The organism is Rhizobium sp. AN73, from assembly GCF_030757975.1.
In the GTDB taxonomy this organism is placed as follows: domain Bacteria; phylum Pseudomonadota; class Alphaproteobacteria; order Rhizobiales; family Rhizobiaceae; genus Agrobacterium; species Agrobacterium arsenijevicii.
The window spans coordinates 1,623,581-1,644,039 of sequence record NZ_JARWME010000002.1; the positions used below are offsets into that span (position 1 = coordinate 1,623,581).

Consider the following 20,459-nt stretch of genomic DNA (forward strand, 5'->3'; position numbering starts at 1 on the left):
GGGGCCGATATTCTTGAAAATGCCAGTGCGCCGTCTTGATTTCCGTCAAGGCGGCGCAACGCATTTCGCGACATGATCGTCCGCGACAGGCCGGGGACCGGCCGCAAACCGGAAAAGGACCTCCGATGGCGGATATTTCCAACACCAGCAATTCCTTCCAGCGCTTTATCGCCGAAGCCCCGGCTCATCAAACGGTCTGGCTTCAGGCGGTTCAGGGGCTGGGAGCGGCCTCCACGCTGGACGCCAGGACGCAATGCCTCGTATATATCGGCATTCTCGCCGCGCTGCGGCTGGAGGGCGGCTTGGCATTCCATGTGATTGAGGCCAAGGCGCATGGCGCGAGCCGCGAGGATATCGTCAGCGCGGTGCTGACCGGACTTCCCGCAGCCGGAAATGGCATACTCAGCGCGCTTGGGCCTGCACTGGACGCCTTCGACAAGGCTTCCTGACAGGCCGGCTTTTCTCGCAGTTCAAGCTGCTGCGCAGACTGTCCCAAGCTGTCCCGAAAAAATACGGAGTCGGTTCAAAGGGTTAAAATTCTTTTAACTTTTGCCTCTGGACACGGCGAATCACATTTGATTCACTAGACATATTCGAGCGGCGGCGCTTCGAATCACTGGGGACATCTTGAAGGCGGGACAATGACGAACGTGCGGCGGGCGACTGCGGGCGATGAGCGGCCGTATGCCAAATTTTCTGATCTTGCGGCCTGGGGCGAAAGGCTCTCCAGCGACCTGATGGGTTTGATGAATGGCTCCGACCGCCCGATGCCGCAGGTCGAGACCCTGCTGAAACGCCTCATCCCCATTCTCATCCTCGCCTTTCTCGTCGTCATCGCGGCTTCGCGCATGCTGGGCATCGTTGCCGAATACAGCCGCATGGAAGAGGCCGCCCGCCACTCCACCGCGCTGACGGCGCTGACGGCCAAGGCAGCCCTTATCAACAACGGTATCGTCTTCGCCTCGCAGGAGCGCAGCCGCGCCGAGGCGAGCCTTGTTGCAGCCCTGCCGTCGGGCAGCCTCGCCGACGGCACCATGGTGCTTCTGTCGGGCAGCAATGGCCGGATTTTCGCGGGCACCGGCAAGGACGCCACGCTTTATATCGGCACTTCCCTGCCCGCCCTGCTTCCCGAAATCGCCATCGTACAGCGTTTTCCGGGTGCACCCGGCACAATCGAAACCAATATCGACAACCAGCCGCATTACGCGACGATGATCCCCTTCGGCGATGATGGCGGCATGGTCATCGCGGCGCGCTCGCTTGAGCCGATCCGCTCTTTCTGGCGCAGCGAAATCGCCATGAACGTCACCCTGTTCGCCGGCATTTCCTCGATACTGCTTGTCGTGCTCTATGCCTATTACATGCAGGTGAAGCGCGCCCGCGACGCCGACGACATCTTCGCCGAATCGAACCTGCGGGTGGAGACGGCGCTGTCGCGCGGTCGCTGCGGCCTCTGGGACTTCGATCTTTCCACGCGGCGCATGTTCTGGTCCGGTTCGCTCTACGAAATCCTCGGCAGGCCGCCGAAGGCCGCGCCGCTGTCCTTTTCCGATGCCGCGCGCATGATGCATTCCGAAGATGGGAACCTCTACGAGCTTGCCCGCGCCGTCGGTTGCGGCGATCTGCGCCAGATCGACCAGATTTTCCGCATGCGCCATGCCAAGGGCCATTATGTCTGGCTGCGCGCCCGCGCCCAGGTCATCCGCACCAATAACGGCCCGCGCGTCATCGGCATCGCCATGGACGTAACCGAGCAGCATCGCCTCGCGCAGCGCTACGCCGAGGCCGACCAGCGCCTTGCAGACGCCATCGAATCCACCTCGGAAGCCTTCGTGCTGTGGGACAAGAACGACCGCCTCGTGATGTGCAACACCCATTACCAGAAGGCTTACGGCCTGCCGGACAGCGTGCTGGTGGCGGGTACGGAAAAAGCGCCGTGCATGCGGCCGCTGCACGCCCGGTGGTGGAACGGCGCGTTGCGGACCCCGACCAGTCAGGCCTTTCGCGCATGACGGAAGTGCAGCTTGCCGACGATCGCTGGCTGCAGATCAACGAGCGCCGCACCCGTGACGGCGGCCTCGTCTCCGTCGGCACCGACATCACGCTTCTGAAGCGCCATCAGGAACGCCTGCGCGATTCCGAACGCCGGTTGATGGCCACCATCGGCGATCTTTCCGCCTCGCAGCACAAACTGGAGCGGCAGAAGACGGAGCTTTCCGACGCCAACGAAAATTATCTCGCCGAAAAAGAGCGCGCCCAGGCCGCCAACCTCGCAAAATCCGAATTCCTCGCCAATATGAGCCATGAGCTGCGCACGCCGCTCAACGCCATTCTCGGCTTCTCCGACATCCTGCAAAACGAGATGTTCGGACCGGTCGGCTCGCCGAAATATTCCGAATATGCCCGCGATATCCACGACAGCGGCAAGCATCTGCTCAACGTCATCAACGACATTCTCGACATGTCGAAGATCGAAGCAGGCCATATGCGCATCAACCGCGAGACGATCGATCTGGCGCCGCTGATCGAAGAAACCCTGCGGCTCACCGCCATTCAGGCCGAACAGAAGAACATCACCGTGCAGCAGAAGGTCTGCGCCGGGCTGACGATGCAGGGCGACCGCCGCGCCATGAAGCAGATCATGCTCAACCTTCTGTCCAATGCCGTGAAGTTCACCGGCGACGGCGGTCGCATCGCGCTGCGCACCCATGTGCATCAGGCAGCCATGATCCTCACCATCGCCGATACCGGCATCGGCATCCCCGCCCAGGCGCTCGACAAGATCGGCCAGCCCTTCGAGCAGGTCCAGAGCCAATACGCCAAAAGCCAGGGCGGCTCCGGCCTCGGCCTTGCCATCTCCCGCTCGCTTGTTCGGCTGCATGGGGGGACGATGAAAATCCGCTCCTGCGAAGGCAAGGGCACAGTGGTGACGATCATCATTCCGCATGCGGCGGGGCATTGCGGCACGGTGCATTAGGCTTGGCGGGTGTGGCGTGCGCGCCTTTGGGTTGGTGGGTGTGGTTTACCCCCCTCTGCCCTGCCGGGCATCTCCCCCACAGGTGGGGAGATCGATATGCGGCGAGGTTTTGCCCATCTCGACGTCAGAGAATAAAGTGGCGACAAGCGCGTCTTGCCGATCTCCCTCCTTGTGGGGGAGATGCCCGGCAGGGCAGAGGGGGTAAACCACACCCACCAACATCACCCATTCTTCACCGTCGCCACAAAAGCCTTCCTCACCGCCTTCGCCAGCCGCTTCACCTCGCCCTCCAGCGTGGAAATATCAGGGCAATCTCCCGCCCGGCAGACGAGATCGATTAGGCCGGCGGGCGCTTCCTTCGGGTTGAAGGCACCGTCGATGCAAAGCCGGACGATCTGCGATATCTCGGTATAAAGCGCCATTGCCGCCATGCAGTCGTCGAAGGACTGCTGTTCCATCACCGGGGCGGCCAGTACTTGCAGCGCCTCGGCCGTGTTACGGCCGGGTTCATGCGGGGCAAGGCCCTTGGCGGGGCCGACCAGCGCCAGATATTGGGCGATGAATTCGAGATCGATCAGCCCGCCATTGATGAGCTTGAAGTCCCAGATATTTTCCGGCGGCTTTTCCTGTTCGATGAGGCTGCGCATCTCCAGCACGTCGGCGGAGATTTTCGCCACCTCCCGTTTCTGAGATAGGACGGAGGCAATGATGCGACGCGCATCCTCCGTCAGCGAGGCTTCGCCGCAGATGAGCCGGGCGCGCGAAAGCGCCATATGTTCCCAGGTCCAGGCTTCCTCGCGCTGGTATTTCTCGAAGGCGGAAATGCGCGTCGCCACCGGCCCCTTGTTGCCGGAGGGGCGAAGCCGCATGTCGACCTCGTAAAGCACGCCCTCGGCCGTCGGCGCCGACAGCGCGGCGATCAGCCGTTGGGTGACGCGGGTGAAATAACGCACCACATCGAGCGGTTTTGCGCCGGTGGATTCATGGGCGGCATCGTCGTAGTCATAGAGGAGGATGAGATCGACGTCCGACCCGGCGGTCAGCTCGAATGAGCCGAGCTTGCCCATACCCATGACGGCCACGCGCCCGCCGGGATAAGGACCATGCGCCGCTTCCATCTCCGCCAGAACGGCCTTCAATGCAGCCTCGACCACCAGATCGGCGAGATGGGTGAAGGCGCGGGCGGCGATCTCGCCACGGATCGCGCCGGTTAGCAACCGCACGCCGATCAGGAACCGCTGCTCGGCGGCGAAGATGCGCAGCCGATCGAGAATATCCTCGTAATGGCGGGCATTGGATAGAAAATTCGTCATGCGGTGGGCGAGATATTCGCGCGTCGGCACGTCGCTCATCAGCGCCGGGTCCAGCATGCCATCGAAGACATGCGGGCGGGCGGCAATAATTTCGGCAAGCCGGGGGGCCGACGACATGATCGTCACCAAAAGGTCCAGCAGGGCCGGATTGTTGCCGAGCAACGAGAAGAGCTGGATGCCCGCCGGAAGCCCGGAGAGGAAATTATCAAAGCGCAACAGCGCCTCGTCCGCCCGCTTGCTTTCACCGAAGGCTCTGAGCAAATCCGGCGTCAGTTCCGTCAGCCGTTCACGCGCCTCGACCGATTGCGTTGCCCGGTAGCGGCCATTGTGCCAGGTGCGAATGACGCGGGAAATATCCTCGGGCCGGCCGAAGCCCAGTGCCGCAAGTGTCTTTAACGTATCGGGATCGTCCTTCTGGCCGGTGAAGACCAGATTGCCAGCCTCGCCGGAGAGCTTTGTTTCCTGCTCGAACAGCGCCGAATATCGGCGCTCCACTAGCCGCAGCACCTCTTCCAGCTTTTCGGAGAACGCCTTGGTATCTTCAAAACCGAGCATGAAGGCGATGCGCTTCAATTCCGTTTCGGTGTCAGGCAGCACATGGGTCTGCTCGTCGCGCACCATCTGGATACGATGCTCCACTTCGCGCAGGAACCAGTAGGCGTCCGTCAGGCTGTCACGCGTCTCGGCGTCGATCCATTTCGCTTCGGTCAGTGCGGCAAGCGCGCTTTCCGTCGAGCGCACCCGGAGTGGCGGCATGCGGCCACCGGCGATGAGCTGCTGCGTCTGCGCGAAGAACTCGATCTCGCGGATGCCGCCGCGCCCGAGCTTGACGTTGTGGCCCTTCACGGCAATCGCGCCATGGCCCTTATGCGCATGGATCTGCCGCTTGATGGAGTGGATATCGGCAATCGCCGCATAATCGAGATATTTGCGGAAGATGAAGGGCGTCAACTCGCGTAGGAAGTTTTCGCCCGCCTTGATGTCGCCCGCCACCGGCCGCGCCTTGATGTAAGCGGCGCGCTCCCAGTTCTGGCCCCTGCCCTCGTAATAAAGCAGAGCCGCCTCAACGGGGATGGCAAGCGGCGTCGAGCCGGGGTCAGGCCGGAGCCTCAGATCGGTACGGAAAACGTAACCATCGGCGGTGCGCTCCTGCATGATGCGCACGAGGCGGCGCATCATGCGGCCGAAATTCTCCGTCGCAGCATAGGGGTCGTCGATGATGCCCGCCGAGGGTTCGAAGAACACTACGGCGTCAATGTCAGAGGAATAGTTGAGTTCGCGCGCGCCGAGCTTGCCCATGCCGAGCACGATCAGCCCCGAGCCTTCGCTGGGAGAGGCCACATTCTTCAGTTTGAGCTTGCCGCTCTCATGGGCTGACAATAGCAGGTGATCGATGGCGGCGGAAAGCGATGCATCCGCCATGTCGCTCAGCCAGCGCGTCGTATCGCGGGCGGTGAAGATGCGCGCCAGATCGGCAAGGGCGGCAATGAAGGAGAGCCGTCGCTTGGCTATTCTCAGGCGCGACATCACCTCGTTTTCGGCGGGCACGCCACCCTCTTGCCCCGGCCTCCAGCAATCGCGCGCCTCACGGACGAGATCGCCCAGCAATGGCTCCAGCGGCTTGGAAATAGCGAGCGTCAGCAACCCCTCATCCGCCGCCGCCATGTCGCGCAGATAGGGCGACAGCGTGAAGGCCGCAGCGATGAAGTCCTTCAGCTGGCTTTCGCCGGCCAGAAGGGCGGCCACCGCCGGTTCGCCCTTGGCGATGTCTTTCAGCGTCGAAAGAACCGATTTCAGTTCCGTCTGCGTATAGGGGCGGATCACGCCCGGCAGAACCTCGCTCAGCCGCCTCTCAGCGGTTTGGGGTTTCGTCACTGTCTCTCTCCCTCTTCCGACTGTCTCGTCTGCACCCTTTAGCAGTGCTTCGCTATCAGGACAGACCTCTCCTCGAAAGTCGTCCTGCCGCCACACATCGCCGAAACTTCAGGCACATACGCTCCACGTTGTAACAAAAGCCGGGCGCTTTGCGATCAGGAAAACCGCGCACGCCGATGTTTTCCCAGCCCGGCATATCGGCTTTCGTTTCGCACGCCGAATGTTGCACCGCGTAATGTCTCCGCAATTGTACCCACGTAGCGTCCTGCTCAAAGAAACCCGACTCCCGGTTTTCCAACGCTCGACGCTGCAACGGATATGATCATGAAACAGATTTTTACAGTGAAATGGCAGAAGAACCTGCGTGCCATGGCGTTGTGCCTGGCAACGCTGCCGGTGGTGCAGGTCGTCTCTACGCCCGTTTTCGCCGCCGATATCGGCAAATCGGACAGGGCGGCCGATCCGGGCAATTTCGACAGTGCCCGCTACAGCAGTTCCAGTGAGTGGAAAATCACGCTTGGTGTGGGTGCGGCCTACGCACCCAAATATGAGGGCTCGGACAAGCTGGAAGTAGGCGCCGTTCCGCTGGTTTCCGTCCAGTATGGCGATACGCTGAACATCGATTTCAGCGGCGCCACCGTCAATCTCTTGAACCAGAACGGTTTCAGACTGGGCATCAAGGGCGGCTGGGAAGCCGGGCGCAAGGAAAAGGACGACCGCAAGAACCTGCGCGGGATGGGCGACATCAAGGCGGGTGGCGTGATCGGCGGTATCGTCGCTTACGGCGTCGACCCCTTCGAAATCTATGCCAAGGTGGACAAGACCATCGGCGGCAGCGAAGGCCTGACCGCCACCGTCGGCGCCAGCGTCTCCCATAAATATGAACAGTTCATCTTCGGCGCTGACCTGTCGGCCACCTGGGCGGACGACAACCACATGAAATCCTATTTCGGCGTAACCTCGGCCCAATCCGCCCGCTCAGGCCTGCGCAAATACGACGCCAAGGCAGGCTTCAAGCGCATCGACGCCAGCGCCTCCCTCACTTACCTTATGACCGAGAACTGGTCGATCACCGGCACCGGCGGCGTCGGCTTCCTGCTCGGCGACGCCAAGGAAAGCCCCCTGTCGAAGAAGGATATTCAGCCCTTTGCGATGGTGGGCGTAGCCTACACGTTCTAAGCCGCGAGAGCGGGAAGAATACGCGGCTACGGCCGCGAACTCCCGGCACGTCCCCCGTGAGGAAAGGCGTCATCGCCCTCACGCCTCCTCACCCAGTGAAGCGCCACATGGCGCTTCACTGGTGCCGCCATGCTCCGGAGAACCGGCAGCCGGTTCCAGCGTTCCCCTGTAAGCGACCACCAGACCGACAAAGGGCAGGGAAATTTCCACGTCGAAGCGGAACTGGCCCTCCTCCTCCGACTCGAAACTCACCCCCGATGGCAAAAGGAAACCGGGCAACGGAATGCCCAGAACACTCCATCGCCGGGGAATGAGGGCCAACCGGCCACCATCCAGCACAAGAGCCAAAGCAACGGTGACGATGCCGAAACGCTCCTCCAGCAGATATTGATTCCTACCCTTGCCAACCGACTGCGTCGACGAGAAGCGCCTGCCGCCAAAAGTCCGTATCCAGCGCTCGGTTCCCTTGTCCGGCGCAAACGCGACGCTGACAGGCACATGCGTTCCCGCCTGCGGAAAACCGAGGACCGCCGAAATCAGCCGGGCCAGCACACCCCGGCCCCGCCGCACTTCGGCGACCCCGCGCCATTCCCGCGCCTGCCCGCTATCGTGAAGCTCCCGCACGCGCGGCGGCAGGTCGTCGAAGGCGGACCCAAGAAGCTTGCGAAACAAGGGAGCGTCGGGTTCTTCGTGACGAACCGCCAACCGCGTCGCTATGTTCAAAGGATCCTGTCCCTGTATTCCGGTGGCGCTATCCAGCATTGCTCACGCTTTCCGAACCAGCGGTAGCGATTGCGTGCAACCCAGCGATAAGCGGGATCGCGCAGAAAGGCGGGAATGATGCGCAATATGCCAAGGAGGCGCCAGGGCATGCCAAGCGCCTCGTAGATGCTGAGAACACCGTCGCTATCCTGTCGCACCCTGTCGCCGTCCACGACCAGCAGGCTGGCTGGATTTTTCGGGTCCATGCCGTGACGCCGGTAGATTTCCGTACCGACGGCGCCCTGCATGGATGCCAGCCGGAAATATCCGGCCTTGTCATGCCGCAGCACGAATTGCGCATTCACGGAACACAGCACACATTCGGCATCGAACAGAATGATCGGGCCATGCCGGTCACCGGCCAAGGGGGCTATCTCTGCCATCCGTCGTAAGTCCTTCTGTCGATCGCGCTGCGATCGCCGAATAAAATGCAGCAATAATCCCTATAGAATATTCTTCCGATGATCTTTCAATTCAATCTCGAAAGATGGTTACTTCTCAAATGGAAAAGAACTTCTGCGCGCACGTCGATGGCCAGCCGGCGCTGTCGTCAGGAGTGACAGATGTTACGGCCTACGGCGTGGAAACGGGAAAGACCATCGAAATGGTCAGCCCCGGACAGGCGGCATTCGATGCGTCCGTGTCCGACAGCACGAGCGATCCGCCGTGCAGTTCCATCACGGCCTCCACCAGAGACAGGCCAAGTCCCGTGCCGGGCTTCGAGCGGCTCTCGTCCAGCCGCACGAAACGTTTCAGCACCTCGCCGCGCTTGTCGGCGGGAATGCCGGGGCCGGTATCGGCGACGGAAAGCACGATCGCATCGGGCTGCATCACCAGACGCACCACGAGTTTCTTGTCGCCTTCGCCCTCGCAGGCATATTTCATGGCGTTGTCGATGAGGTTCGAAAGCGCCTGGCCGATCAGTTCGCGGTTGCCCTGCACCGAAAGGCCGGGTTCGATCTCGGCCTGGAGCGCAAGCCCGGCATCCTCTGCCACCGGCTCGTAAAGCTCGGCGCTGTCGGCGGCGATTGCCGACATATCCACATCGGTCATTTCGGCGGCGATGGAGCCTGCCTCGACGCGGGAAATCATCAACAGCGCGTTGAAGGTGCGAATGAGCTGATCGGATTCGGCGATGATGCCTTCGAGCGCTGCGCGCCGTTTCGTCTCGTCATTGTCGTCAAGTGCTGCGGCAGCCTTGTTGCGCAGCCTTGTCAGCGGTGTCTTCAGGTCGTGGGCGATGTTGTCGGAGACCTGCCGCAGACCTTCGTTCAGCTTCTCGATACGGCCGAGCATGGCATTGAGCGAGCCGGAAAGCCGGTCGAACTCGTCGCCGGAGCGGCCCTGCGGCAGGCGCTGCGAAAGATCGCCGGCCATGATCTTCTTGGTTGCCACCGACATGCGGTCGATGCGCTTCAACGCATTGCGGCCGATACCGAACCAGATGAGCAGCGCACCGGCACTCATGATGGCAAGCGCCACCATCAGTGCGTTGCGCACCAGTGCCCGGAACTTGGTCGGCTCGCCGAGATCGCGGCCGATCAGGATGCGCAGACCGTTATCCAGCATGAAGACATTGGCGGTCGCCATATGCTGGATGCTGTCACCGCTTTCGGAATAACGCTCGTAACGGAAGGGGAAACCCGTCCAGCCCTCCTTGTCGAACACGCCCGGCTGCACGGAGGCGACATTGCCGGCGAGGATTTCGCCATTCGGACCAGCGATGATGTAAAGGCTCGCCCCCGGCTGGCGCGCGCGGCGGTCCATCATCCGCAGAAGCGGGTTGATACCGCCACGATTGTAGATGCGCTGCACATCCGACACTTCCTGCAGCACCGCATCACGCGTCTGCTGGTTCAAGAGCCGTTCAGAAAGGGCAGTGACATAAAACACGAGGAAGGCGGCGCAGAGTGCAAACAGCAGGATATAAAGCGCTGAAAGGCGTACCGCTGTAGACCGGAACAATATTTGGAGGCGGACCATTTTCGCCAATCAGCCCTCGTCCTTCATCATGTAACCCGCGCCGCGAATGGTCTTCAGCAGCGGCTTTTCGAAGTCCTTTTCGATCTTCGAACGGAGGCGGGACACATGTACGTCGATCACATTCGTCTGCGGGTCGAAATGATAATCCCAGACGTTTTCCAAAAGCATGGTGCGGGTCACCACCTGACCGGCATTCTTCATCAGATATTCCAGCAGGCGGAATTCACGCGGCTGCAACAGGATTTCCTTGCCGCCACGACGGACATCGTGCGACAGCCGGTCGAGTTCGAGATCGCCGACCCGGTAGACCATGTCCTGCTCGGGCTTGCCCTTGCGGCGGCCAAGCACCTCGATGCGGGCGAGCAGTTCGGAAAAGGCGTAGGGTTTCGGCAGATAGTCGTCACCGCCCGCACGCAGGCCGGTCACGCGGTCGTCCACCTGTCCCAGTGCGGAAAGGATAAGAACCGGCGTCTCGATGCCGCGCCGGCGCAGCTCGCTGATGACGGAAAGCCCGTCGCGGCGTGGCAGCATGCGGTCGATTACCATCACGTCATAGGAATTCTCGCAGCCCATGAACAGGCCGCTTTCACCATCGCTCGCGTGGTCGGCAACGATGCCGACTTCCCGGAACGCCTTGGTCATATAGGCCGCAGCCTCGAGATCGTCTTCAATAACAAGAATCTTCATGTGCGGGACAATAGCGCCCTCGCCCTTTTCCACACAACCGGAAACAGATGCGACAGACATTTCGTGAGCCTTGTTTTCCATGAGGTTTCCTCCGAAGACCTGGTCTCTGGCATCATCCGCGCCTTGAGACGGGACAATCGCCCCTATGACGGATGGATGCCGCTTGTTTCTTCTCCCCGCCGGGGAGAAGGTCGCGGCAGCGGGATATGGGGCGACATTGGCGATAAACCGGGAGGTTGCCCCCTCGTCTACCCTTTGGGGCGTCTTCTCCCCGGCGGGGGAGAAGAAACGGGCCGCAACGCCCTGCCATACTCAACCGCCCCATCTCAAGAGCGGGATATGATGCCGGCCTCACAAGGAAACCGGCATCATCATTCGAATTATCAGCTCTGGTCGATATCCAGCGCGATGAAGCGGCTGCCGCTATCCGTCTGGATCTGAAACAGCGCCTTGGAACGTCCGTCCTTCTTGGCCTGTTCGAGAATTTTCTCGATATCGGCGGCGGAAGCGACCTGCTGGTTGTTGACGGAGGTGATCTTCTCACCCGTCTTCAGGCCACGGGCGGCAGCGTCGCTGTCCGGGTCGACGTCGGTGATGGCAAGGCCGTTGCCGTCATCGGCGGGCGCAACCGTCAGGCCGAGGCTGGACAGCACCTTCGCGCTGGAAGCCTTGCTGCCACTGTCGTTCTCCTGGCCCGGCGTTGTCTTGGAGGCTTCGTCGCTTGCCAGATCGCCGAGTGTCACGGTGACCGACTGCGACTTGCCGCCGCGCCAGAGCGAGATTTCAACCTTGGCGTTTGGCGCCATGGCGCCAATGCGGCGCGAAAGGTCGCGGGCATCCTTGACGGGGTCGCCGTTGACGGCGGTGATGATGTCACCCTGCTTGATACCGGCCTTGTCGCCCGGAGAACCGGACTGTGGTGAGACGACGAGCGCGCCGCTTGCCTCGGCAAGACCGAGCGATTCGGCGATGTCCTTGCTGACGGGCTGGATCTGCACGCCGAGCCAGCCGCGTTCGACCTTGCCGTCCTTTTTCAGATCGGCGATCACTTCCTTGGCGACCGAAGACGGGATAGCAAAGGCAATGCCGACGCTGCCGCCGGAGGGCGAGAAGATGGCGGTGTTGATGCCGACCACTTCGCCGTTGAGGTTGAAGGCGGGACCGCCGGAGTTGCCGCGGTTCACGGCAGCGTCGATCTGCAGGTAATCGTCATAGGGGCCGGAGCCGATGTCACGGCCACGGGCGGAAACGATGCCAGAGGTTACCGTGCCGCCGAGGCCGAAGGGGTTGCCGACGGCAACGACCCAGTCACCGACGCGGATCTTGCTGTCATCGGCAAACTGCACATAGGTGAACTTGCGGTTCACATCGACCTTCAGGAGCGCCAGATCGGTGCGCGGATCGCGGCCGACGAGCTTGGCTTCGAGTTCGGTGCCGTCATTCATCACGATCGTGTAGGCGGAACCATCATCGACAACGTGGTTGTTGGTGACGACATAACCGTCTTCGGAGATGAAGAAACCGGAGCCCTGAGCGACCGGACGCAGCGGACCCTTGCCATCACGGTGGCGGTTCGGGCCACGGTCGGGGCGATCCTGGTTCGGGCCGCCAAATTCCTTGAAGAAACGCTTCAGCGGATGGTCGTCCGGCAGCTGGTCGAGACCACGGCCGCCGAAGTTGAAGGAAAAATTGCTGGAATCATCGGCAGCGGGCTGCACGTTCGACTGAACGCGAACGGAGACGACGGCTGGCGAAACTGCCTCGACCACATTGGCGAAGCTTGGAACCTGCGGTGCATTCACCTCGACGGGTGCGGCAAACAAATGGGTGATCGGTGCGGCGATGCCGGTCGAAAGCATCAGCGCGGCAAGACCGCCAACGGTTGTCGCCTTCAGAACCGTCTTCAGCGAGGAACGTCCGTTTTGCGAGTGAGACATGGTGTACCTTCTTTCTTCATTCAGACTGGAACCCGTTTGACCGGGGGAGAAGCGGTGGATGATGAAGATATAGGAGGCGACACCTTACAGCGAAGTGTCTGACGAATGAAATAATCGTAATGTTGAAAAAGAACCGAGGACGACCATGAAAATCGATTATTTTTCAATGAGATTACGAATTCTCTCTTCTTCCTCCGCGCTCAGTCTTTCCGGCCGCTCCTGATTTGCGCGGCGGCGCGAAAAGACGAGGACCGCGAAAATCCCCGCAAGCGTCAAAACAATAGGCGCGCCCCACAAAAGCGCCGTGCGCAGGCTGAGGCGCGGTTTCAGCAACACGAACTCGCCATAACGCGACACGACGTAGTCGATCACGGCCTGATCGCTGTCACCTTCCACCAGCCTGTCGCGCACCAGAACGCGCAGATCGCGCGCCAATGCGGCATTGCTGTCGTCGATGGACTGGTTCTGGCAGACCATGCAGCGCAATTGCGAGGTGAGGTTCCTCGCCCGCTGTTCAAGCACAGGGTCCTTCAGCACCTCGTCGGGATTGAAGGCGAAGGACGGAGACGCGGCAAAGATGAGAGTGAGAAGAAGCGCCAGCCTTACCGCGATCCCCTTCATTCCGCCGCCTCCGGCATTGCTGTCCTGACGGGCTTTGCCTTGCGGTTTGGTGCGCCCACCCTCAATCGTCTGTCGGAGAGCGAAATGAAACCGCCCGCCATCATGAACAGCGTGCCACCCCAGATGCACAGGATGAAAGGTTTCCACCAGACGCGCACCACCATGCCGCCATCGGCCATGGGGTCGCCGAGCGAGACGTAAAGCTGGCTGAGGCCGAAGGTCACAATGCCCGCTTCCGTCGTCGGCATGCGCCGCGCGGTATAAAGCCGCTTGGAAGACCAGACATCGGCCACCTCCACACCCGCCTTGCGGATGGTGAAATGGCCACGATCCTCGGTGAAATTCGGGCCGACGGCATGGCGAATGCCGTCGAAGGTGAGGCTATAGCCACCCGCTTCCGCCACCATGCCCTGCTTCATTTCCAGCACGGTTTCGGTCTCGAAAGTGGTGACGGTGACAATGCCGAGCACGGTGATGCCAAGCCCCATATGGGCAAGTGCAGCGCCAAAGGCCGAACGCGGCAGGCCCTTGAGGCGGCGAAAGGCGATGCCGAAAGCAAGCTTGCCGAAATTGGCGCGATTCCAGAGATCGGCAAGCGCCCCGAAGATCAGCCAGAAACCGGCTGCAATGCCGAGTGCCGCCAGCACCGGACCGCCGTTTTCGACGTACCACAGCGTCAGCCCGGCAAGGGCCGCAAGGGCGGCGGCCACATAAAGCCGCTGGAATGCGCCGAGAAGATCGCCGCGTTTCCAGGCCAGCATCGGCCCAAACGGCGTGACGATCAGGATCGGGATCATCAGCAAGCCGAAAGTGAGATTGAAGAAAGGCGCGCCGACCGAGATTTTTTCGCCCGTCAGCGTTTCCAGAATGAGCGGATAGAGTGTGCCGATCAGCACGGTCGCGGTCGAGACCGTCAGGATCAGGTTGTTGAGGACAAGCGCCCCTTCCCGCGAGATCGGCGCAAACAGCCCGCCTACCTTCAGGGACGGCGCACGCCATGCGAACAGCGTGAAGGCTCCACCGATGAACACGGTGAGAATGCAAAGAATGAAGATGCCGCGGCTCGGATCGGTGGCGAAGGCATGGACCGAGGTTAGAACGCCGGAGCGGACGAGGAAGGTGCCGAGCAACGACAGCGAAAAGGTCATGATCGCCAGAAGCACGGTCCAGATTTTCAGCGCCTCGCGCTTTTCCATGACAAGCGCCGAATGCAGCAGCGCGGTTCCCGCAAGCCACGGCATGAAGGAGGCGTTTTCAACCGGATCCCAGAACCACCAGCCACCCCAGCCGAGTTCGTAATAGGCCCAGTAGGACCCCATGGAGATGCCCGCCGTCAGGAAGGTCCATGCGGCCAGCGTCCAAGGTCTTACCCAGCGCGCCCATGCCGCATCGATGCGGCCTTCCAGAAGTGCTGCAACGGCGAAGGAGAAGCAGACGGAAAAACCGACATAACCGAGATAAAGCAGCGGCGGATGGATGGCGAGGCCGAAATCCTGAAGGATCGGGTTCAGGTCCTGCCCTTCAGCCGGCACCCGATCCAGACGCATGAACGGATTGGAGGTCAGCAAGATGAACAACAGGAAGGCGACGGAAATCCACGCCTGTACGGACAGCACATTGGCTTTCAGCGTTTCCGGCAGGTTACGGCCAAAGACGGCAACGAGCGCGCTGAAAAACACCAGTATCAGCAGCCAAAGCAGCATGGAGCCTTCGTGGTTGCCCCAGACGCCGGTCAGCTTGTAGAGCATCGGCATCAGCGAATGGGAGTTTTCCCAGACGTTGCGCACGGAAAAATCCGAGACCGCATAGGCCCGCGTCAGCGCTGCAAAGGACAAGGCAACCAGCAGGAACATCACGATGGAGCCGAGCGAGGCGATATCCATCAGCGCCCGGTCGTTGCGGCGCGCGCCGATCACCGGCAGCGTCGAGACGATCAACCCGACGGCGAGTGCCAGAACCAGAACGTAATGGCCGATCTCGTTGATCATTTTGTCGCTCCGGTCTTGTCGGCCGAAGCCCCCTGAGGAGAAGGTGTTGTGCCGGAAGGTTGCCCGCCCTCTTCCGTTTGCTGCCAGAGGCCCTTGTCCTTCAGCCGGTCGGCGACTTCCTTCGGCATATAATTCTCGTCATGCTTGGCCAGAACGCTGTCGGCCACGAAACCGTGGGTGGCGGCATCAAAAACGCCTTCCGTCACCACGCCCTGCCCCTCACGGAAAAGATCGGGCAGGATGCCGGTATAGCTGACCGGCACGTTTGCTTCACCGTCCGTCACGGTAAAGCTCACCGTACGGCCCTCGCCACGCTTGACCGAGCCTTCCGCCACCAGACCGCCAAGGCGGATGCGGGTGCCGGGATTGACTGGCGTCTTCTCCAGATCGGCCGGCATGTAGAAATAGGCGATGGACTGGCCGAAGGCGAACATGACGAGCAGCACCGCCGCGACGATGAAGCTCATGCCGCCGCCGATGATTGCGAGCCGTTTCTGTTTGCGGGTCATTGTGTCACTCCCTGCGGCATCGCGCGCCCTTGCCCGTCCATGCGAACGGGTCCGGCGGAAACTCCCAATTCCTTCGCCAGCGCCAGAAGCTGTTTACCCTCTTCGCCCTCAGGCGGGAAAACCTGCAAGCCGGCTCTTAATGCCTCGCCCGCCTTCGCTGCATTATTCAATACGGAATAAGCGCGCACGAGGCGCATCCAGCCTTCGAAATCGCCGGGATTTTCTTTCAGCTTGGCGTCGAGGCTTGCCACCATGCCCTCGATCATCGCCTGCCGGTCGGCGGGCGTCATGTCTTTCGCAGCCGCCACGTCGTCCGCGGTCGGGCCGGGTGCTACGGGCGCTGCCTCGCCGCCGGTTCTGGCGATATGTTCGCGCACCAGCGGCAGCCACGGCGCACCAGCGGGCGCATCCGCGGCCAGTGCCGCAAAGGCCGCACGCGCCTCCTGCATCTTGCCGGCCTGCTCCAGCGACAGCGCCAGATAAAAACGGGCGCGCGGATTGCCGGGCTGCAACCGCTCGGCCTCGGCAAAAGCGTCGCGCGCAGCTTCGATGACGATGCCGTCATTGCCCGCCACCAGCGTTTCGCCAAGTCCCGTCAGCCGCTCCGTGCTCGGTCCCTGAAGACGAAGCGCGTTGCGATAGGCAAGCTCGGCATCGCCAAGCCGCATCGTTTTGAAATAGATCGGCGCCAGAATATCCCAGCCGGCACCGTCATCGGGGTTTTCGGCCAGATGCCGCTCGGCCCGGGCGACAAGAAGGTTCATGTCGTTACCCGGCTGTTCAAGACGTGCCTGTAGAGGCATATCCGGCGCCTCCGGACTTCCCTTCCAGATGTAAAGACAGAGGCCAAGTGCAGGCAGCAGAACGGTAATCAGCGTGACGGCGAGATTGTGCCGGAGCGGCCGGGCGCTGGTTTCAACACCTTGCCCGGAATCGGCGGCGGCCAGCAGCCGGCGGCCGATTTCGGCACGGGCATATTCGGCCTCGGTCTCGCCGATCAGGCCGGCGGCACGTTCACGGTCCAGTTCGGCAAGCTGGTCGCGATAGACTGCAACTTCGCCGTCGCGGCGCGTCTGCGACACCTCGGTCTTCCGCATCAGCGGGTACATCAGGACGATGGCGACAGCCGCCGTCAATATCGCAACGACAATCCAGAACATAAGGCTCAATTACTCGAATGCACGGCACATGGAAACATGAAGCGCGGAGATGACGTGAATTTGAGACATCACGCCGCACCACCCGGCGTCCAGCTGCGCCGCTATGGCCCTTCCTGTCATTCAGAAAGGCCCGTGACCTTGATTTACGTCAAAGGAGACCAGCTGCCATCGGCATTGCGGCAGGCCGCACCGCGCACCCGGGTTTCCTTTTCATCGACGGTCAGGGTGTGGGAATATTGCCGGCAATTCTGGTTGCCCACCTGATAGGGCGCATTGGCAACCACCTGCCCGCTGGCATCTTCGCCGGTCCAGACCACCGGCGTGCCGACCGGGGCGGTTTCGAGCGCGCGATATTCAGCCTCGAGCGCCTTGGTCCGGTCGCCCTTTTCGAGGTCCAGACCGCTTCGCCCAACAATGCCGCCCTGCATATTGGCAAGGAACGGCGTCGAGGGTTGCGCCGGGCCGCCGAACAGGCTGCCACCGGCCGGGCGGGTGCCCGTGGTGGCGCAGGCGCTCAGCATCGATACGCACAGGATCGAGAGAAGTGCCGGGCGTGACACCAGCGAACGCATCGTCACGGAGCGACAGCCATCATACACGTCAACCAAACCCTGTCCTCTTTTCCTTACCGCATCGCACCTAATATACCGGCATTGAATTTCTTGCCTTTTTTCTTGGCTCACGCAAGCTCTTTCGAGAGGCCCGGCAAAATCAGATCGGCTTTCAGGCCACCTATCGCGCTGCGCGAGAGGGAAAAGTGGCCATGGTACTCAGACACCACCTCGGAAACGATCGACAATCCAAGGCCGGTTCCCGGACGGCTTTCGTCCAGCCGCCTGCCGCGCTTCATCGCCTCGCTGATCTGCCCCGGCTCCAGCCCCGGTCCGTCATCCTCCACCATCAGCTCCACCCAGGAGCGACGGCCCATTTCAGGATCGGAGGACGGGTGCGCGCCGGTCGCAAGCGTGACGACGACTTTGGTCTGCGCAAAACGTGCGGCATTTTCGAGAAGATTGCCGACGATCTCTTCCAGATCCTGCTGCTCCATGCCCAGCACCGCTCCAGGGTGTTCGAAATTCAGCTCGAACTGCTTGTCGGGGTTCAGGCGGCGCATCACGCGCACCAGCCGTTCCAGCGCCGGTTCCGCCTCCACGCGGGCAAGGATAGAGCCGCGCTGGGCGGCGATGCGGGCGCGGGAAAGATAGGATTGCACCTGCGCCTGCATGGCGTCCGCCTGCGCACGGACCAGATCGCCATGCTGCGGCTCCAGCGTGCGGGCCTCGTTCAGAAGCACGGCAATCGGCGTTTTCAACGAATGCGCGAGATTACCGACCTGCATGCGGGCGCGCTCGACGATCCGTCGATTGCTGTCGATCAGCGCGTTGACTTCGTTGGCCAACGGCTGGATTTCCCGCGGGAATTCGCCTTCGAGGCTTTCCGCCTCCCCGCCCCTGATCTTGCCAAGCGCCACACGGGCCTGATCGAGCGGCCGCAGACTGTAGAGAATGGCAAGGCCGTTGACGACCAGACTGCCGACGCCGAAGACGGCGAGCGCCAGATAAAGGCTGTTGGAGAAATTGCGCACATCGTCTTCAACGACGTTGAGATTGCCGGAAACGCGAAACCGCGCCGCGCGGCCTTCGCCATCCAGCACGACTTCCGTTTCCGCCACCCGCACCTTGTTGCCGGCCTCGTCGGTCACGGCATAAAACCGCTCATAGCGGTTGTCGAAGGGGGCATCGATAATGCTCGGCACCGGCAGCGACGCTACCCCGAGAGAAGAGGAGACCAGCGGTGCGGTCTGGAAATTGCCGAGCGGCTCCACCACCCAATACCAACCGGTATCGGGCTGCGAGAACCGGAGATCGCCGAGCTGCGGGCTACCGGCCAGCGTATTCTCATTCGAAATCGTCACGGAATTGATGACGTTGTAGAGCTGCGCCCGCAGAAGATCGGTGAAGCTGCGCTCCACGCCCTGCCGGTAGAGCGTCGAGATCACCACGGCAATCACCACCAGCGCCAGCGCCGACCAGGCCGAGGCGAGAAGAAGAACGCGGGCGGTAAGAGAGCTACTTCGCATCTGCCGGCGCTTGCATCCGGTAACCGAGACCACGGATGGTCTCGATCAGATCAACCCCGAGCTTCTTGCGCAAACGTCCGACGAACACCTCGATCGTGTTGGAATCCCGGTCGAAATCCTGATCGTACATATGTTCGACCAGCTCCGTGCGCGAGACGACCTCGCCCATGTGATGCATGAGATAAGAAAGCAGGCGGAACTCGTGCGAAGTGAGCTTCAGCGTCACGCCGTTGACCGTTGCCTTGGAGGATTTAGTGTCGAGCTTGACCGGACCGCAGACGAGTTCTGAGGAAGCATGGCCGGCGGCGCGGCGGATGAGCGCGCGCACACGGGCGAGAACCTCTTCGACATGGAAGGGCTTGGTGACGTAATCATCGGCGCCGGCATCGATGCCAGCCACCTTGTCGCTCCAGCGGTCGCGCGCGGTGAGGATGAGGACCGGCATGGCCTTGCCCGCCGCGCGCCATTTCTCGACGACGGTGATGCCATCCATCTGCGGCAGGCCGATATCGAGAACGATCGCGTCATAGGGCTCGGTATCGCCGAGATAATGCCCTTCCTCGCCGTCGAATGCCTGATCGACAACATAACCGGCTTCTTTCAGCGCGTCGGTCAGCTGACGATTGAGATTGGCATCGTCCTCAACCACGAGAATACGCATTGTCCGCCCTTTCCTGTGTCCCGGCCCGCGCGCGCGTTGCCGGTCATGCTAATTGTCTCGGATTGTTTTCCGATATTTCGGCGATGCGGGCAAGGCTACATCGGCACGCGCATCGTCACCTTGCGCGGGCGCTCGCCGTTACCCTGGACGAGAACGGTGACGACACAGGACTGACCGTCACCGGCGGGATAGACCGAAAGAAGCTGGCCACCGGTTTCGCGCACCACGCGGGCGACGGCTGCGCCGCAATCGCTTGCAGCCAGAATGTAATGGCCCTGCAAATCAGCCTCGGGCGCCGTGAAACCGGAAAGCCCGGCTACAAGCGTCGCGATGATGAGAGGTGATGCCATTGCACAAATCTTCCAAAAAATCGGGTGCGTCTCGAACCGTATTGTGACCGAATATGTAGCGCAAAGCGTCTGAATGGCAAATGAATGCCGCCCCCGCCGCAATGGCGCACGGCGGGGACGCTCTCGGTCAAAAGGCTGTCAGCGAATGGTGCTGGTTGCCGAAAGGCGGCCGTAAAGTGCGATAAGACCACCAATTCCGCCCGCGACCGTCACCAGCCCCTCCGCCAGCTCACCATGCAGGCCGGCGGGCAGATCAAGGCCGGCGACGCTGAAAAGCGGTGCGAAGACCGCTACCAGCGCGCCCCATATCGTGCGCGATTGATACCATGGCTTGGTACTGTCCATAATCTCGTCCTTTGCGTTGTTTTTCAGGCAGT

General features: G+C 61.6%; 17 protein-coding genes and 1 pseudogene. 3 read left to right on the forward strand and 15 right to left on the reverse strand.

Annotated elements, in window-relative coordinates:
- Positions 1 to 125 precede the first annotated feature (125 nt).
- Both RBH10_RS17940 and RBH10_RS17945 read left to right on the forward strand, forming a co-directional pair.
- On the forward strand, positions 126 to 449 hold the full coding sequence (locus RBH10_RS17940; RefSeq protein WP_045022507.1) for a carboxymuconolactone decarboxylase family protein: 324 nt from the start codon (positions 126 to 128) through the stop codon (positions 447 to 449).
- 192 nt (positions 450 to 641) lie between these two features.
- Positions 642 to 2,977 (forward strand): annotated as a pseudogene (locus tag RBH10_RS17945) (PAS domain-containing sensor histidine kinase).
- Between the two features lie 221 nt (positions 2,978 to 3,198).
- Here the strand turns inward: RBH10_RS17945 and RBH10_RS17950 are convergent.
- Positions 3,199 to 6,165 (reverse strand): bifunctional [glutamine synthetase] adenylyltransferase/[glutamine synthetase]-adenylyl-L-tyrosine phosphorylase, encoded by a 2,967-nt coding sequence (locus tag RBH10_RS17950; protein ID WP_281036282.1) that lies wholly within the window; start codon positions 6,163 to 6,165, stop codon positions 3,199 to 3,201.
- Between the two features lie 318 nt (positions 6,166 to 6,483).
- On the opposite strand from RBH10_RS17950, the gene RBH10_RS17955 reads away from it, so the two are divergent.
- Positions 6,484 to 7,344 carry a MipA/OmpV family protein gene (locus RBH10_RS17955; protein ID WP_281036281.1) on the forward strand — a complete coding sequence of 287 codons (861 nt, stop codon included), beginning with the start codon at positions 6,484 to 6,486 and terminating at the stop codon, positions 7,342 to 7,344.
- 78 nt (positions 7,345 to 7,422) lie between these two features.
- Here the strand turns inward: RBH10_RS17955 and RBH10_RS17960 are convergent, their stop codons facing one another.
- The 14 genes from RBH10_RS17960 to RBH10_RS18025 all read right to left on the reverse strand — a co-directional run bounded on the left by RBH10_RS17960 (position 7,423) and on the right by RBH10_RS18025 (position 20,427).
- A complete protein-coding gene (locus tag RBH10_RS17960) occupies positions 7,423 to 8,067 on the reverse strand; it encodes a DUF4166 domain-containing protein (protein ID WP_281036280.1) in 645 nt (214 codons plus the stop codon).
- On the reverse strand, positions 8,064 to 8,489 hold the full coding sequence (locus tag RBH10_RS17965) for a thiol-disulfide oxidoreductase DCC family protein (protein WP_281036279.1): 426 nt from the start codon (positions 8,487 to 8,489) through the stop codon (positions 8,064 to 8,066). Before RBH10_RS17965 ends, RBH10_RS17960 begins: the two co-directional genes overlap by 4 nt.
- 190 nt (positions 8,490 to 8,679) lie before the next feature.
- Complete coding sequence (locus RBH10_RS17970; protein ID WP_281036278.1) at positions 8,680 to 10,089, reverse strand: HAMP domain-containing sensor histidine kinase; 1,410 nt, start codon at positions 10,087 to 10,089, stop codon at positions 8,680 to 8,682.
- Between the two features lie 9 nt (positions 10,090 to 10,098).
- The gene (locus RBH10_RS17975) at positions 10,099 to 10,857 is read right to left on the reverse strand and encodes a response regulator transcription factor (RefSeq protein ID WP_082065983.1); all 759 of its coding nucleotides are present in this window, start codon (positions 10,855 to 10,857) and stop codon (positions 10,099 to 10,101) included.
- Between the two features lie 302 nt (positions 10,858 to 11,159).
- Positions 11,160 to 12,713, reverse strand: coding sequence for a Do family serine endopeptidase (locus tag RBH10_RS17980; protein ID WP_045022840.1), 1,554 nt, complete (start codon positions 12,711 to 12,713; stop codon positions 11,160 to 11,162).
- Positions 12,714 to 12,869: 156 nt separating this feature from the next.
- Entirely contained in the window at positions 12,870 to 13,334 is a 465-nt protein-coding gene (locus tag RBH10_RS17985; protein WP_281036277.1) for a cytochrome c-type biogenesis protein CcmH, read from the reverse strand.
- Entirely contained in the window at positions 13,331 to 15,322 is a 1,992-nt protein-coding gene (locus RBH10_RS17990) for a heme lyase CcmF/NrfE family subunit (RefSeq protein WP_281036276.1), read from the reverse strand. Before RBH10_RS17990 ends, RBH10_RS17985 begins: the two co-directional genes overlap by 4 nt.
- Positions 15,319 to 15,831: a cytochrome c maturation protein CcmE gene (gene ccmE, locus RBH10_RS17995; RefSeq protein ID WP_281036275.1), complete on the reverse strand. Its 513-nt coding sequence runs from the start codon at positions 15,829 to 15,831 to the stop codon at positions 15,319 to 15,321. The genes RBH10_RS17990 and ccmE overlap by 4 nt, the downstream gene beginning before the upstream one ends.
- Positions 15,828 to 16,991, reverse strand: coding sequence for a c-type cytochrome biogenesis protein CcmI (gene ccmI / locus RBH10_RS18000; RefSeq protein ID WP_281036274.1), 1,164 nt, complete (start codon positions 16,989 to 16,991; stop codon positions 15,828 to 15,830). Before ccmI ends, ccmE begins: the two co-directional genes overlap by 4 nt.
- 143 nt (positions 16,992 to 17,134) lie before the next feature.
- Positions 17,135 to 17,563 carry a hypothetical protein gene (locus RBH10_RS18005; protein WP_281037358.1) on the reverse strand — a complete coding sequence of 143 codons (429 nt, stop codon included), beginning with the start codon at positions 17,561 to 17,563 and terminating at the stop codon, positions 17,135 to 17,137.
- Positions 17,564 to 17,670: 107 nt separating this feature from the next.
- On the reverse strand, positions 17,671 to 19,071 hold the full coding sequence (locus RBH10_RS18010; RefSeq protein ID WP_045022835.1) for a HAMP domain-containing sensor histidine kinase: 1,401 nt from the start codon (positions 19,069 to 19,071) through the stop codon (positions 17,671 to 17,673).
- Positions 19,061 to 19,732: a response regulator transcription factor gene (locus tag RBH10_RS18015; protein WP_003512135.1), complete on the reverse strand. Its 672-nt coding sequence runs from the start codon at positions 19,730 to 19,732 to the stop codon at positions 19,061 to 19,063. The genes RBH10_RS18010 and RBH10_RS18015 overlap by 11 nt, the downstream gene beginning before the upstream one ends.
- A 95-nt stretch (positions 19,733 to 19,827) precedes the next feature.
- Positions 19,828 to 20,082 carry a hypothetical protein gene (locus RBH10_RS18020; RefSeq protein WP_045022834.1) on the reverse strand — a complete coding sequence of 85 codons (255 nt, stop codon included), beginning with the start codon at positions 20,080 to 20,082 and terminating at the stop codon, positions 19,828 to 19,830.
- 138 nt (positions 20,083 to 20,220) lie between these two features.
- Complete coding sequence (locus RBH10_RS18025; protein ID WP_045022833.1) at positions 20,221 to 20,427, reverse strand: hypothetical protein; 207 nt, start codon at positions 20,425 to 20,427, stop codon at positions 20,221 to 20,223.
- Between the last annotated feature and the right edge of the window lie 32 nt (positions 20,428 to 20,459).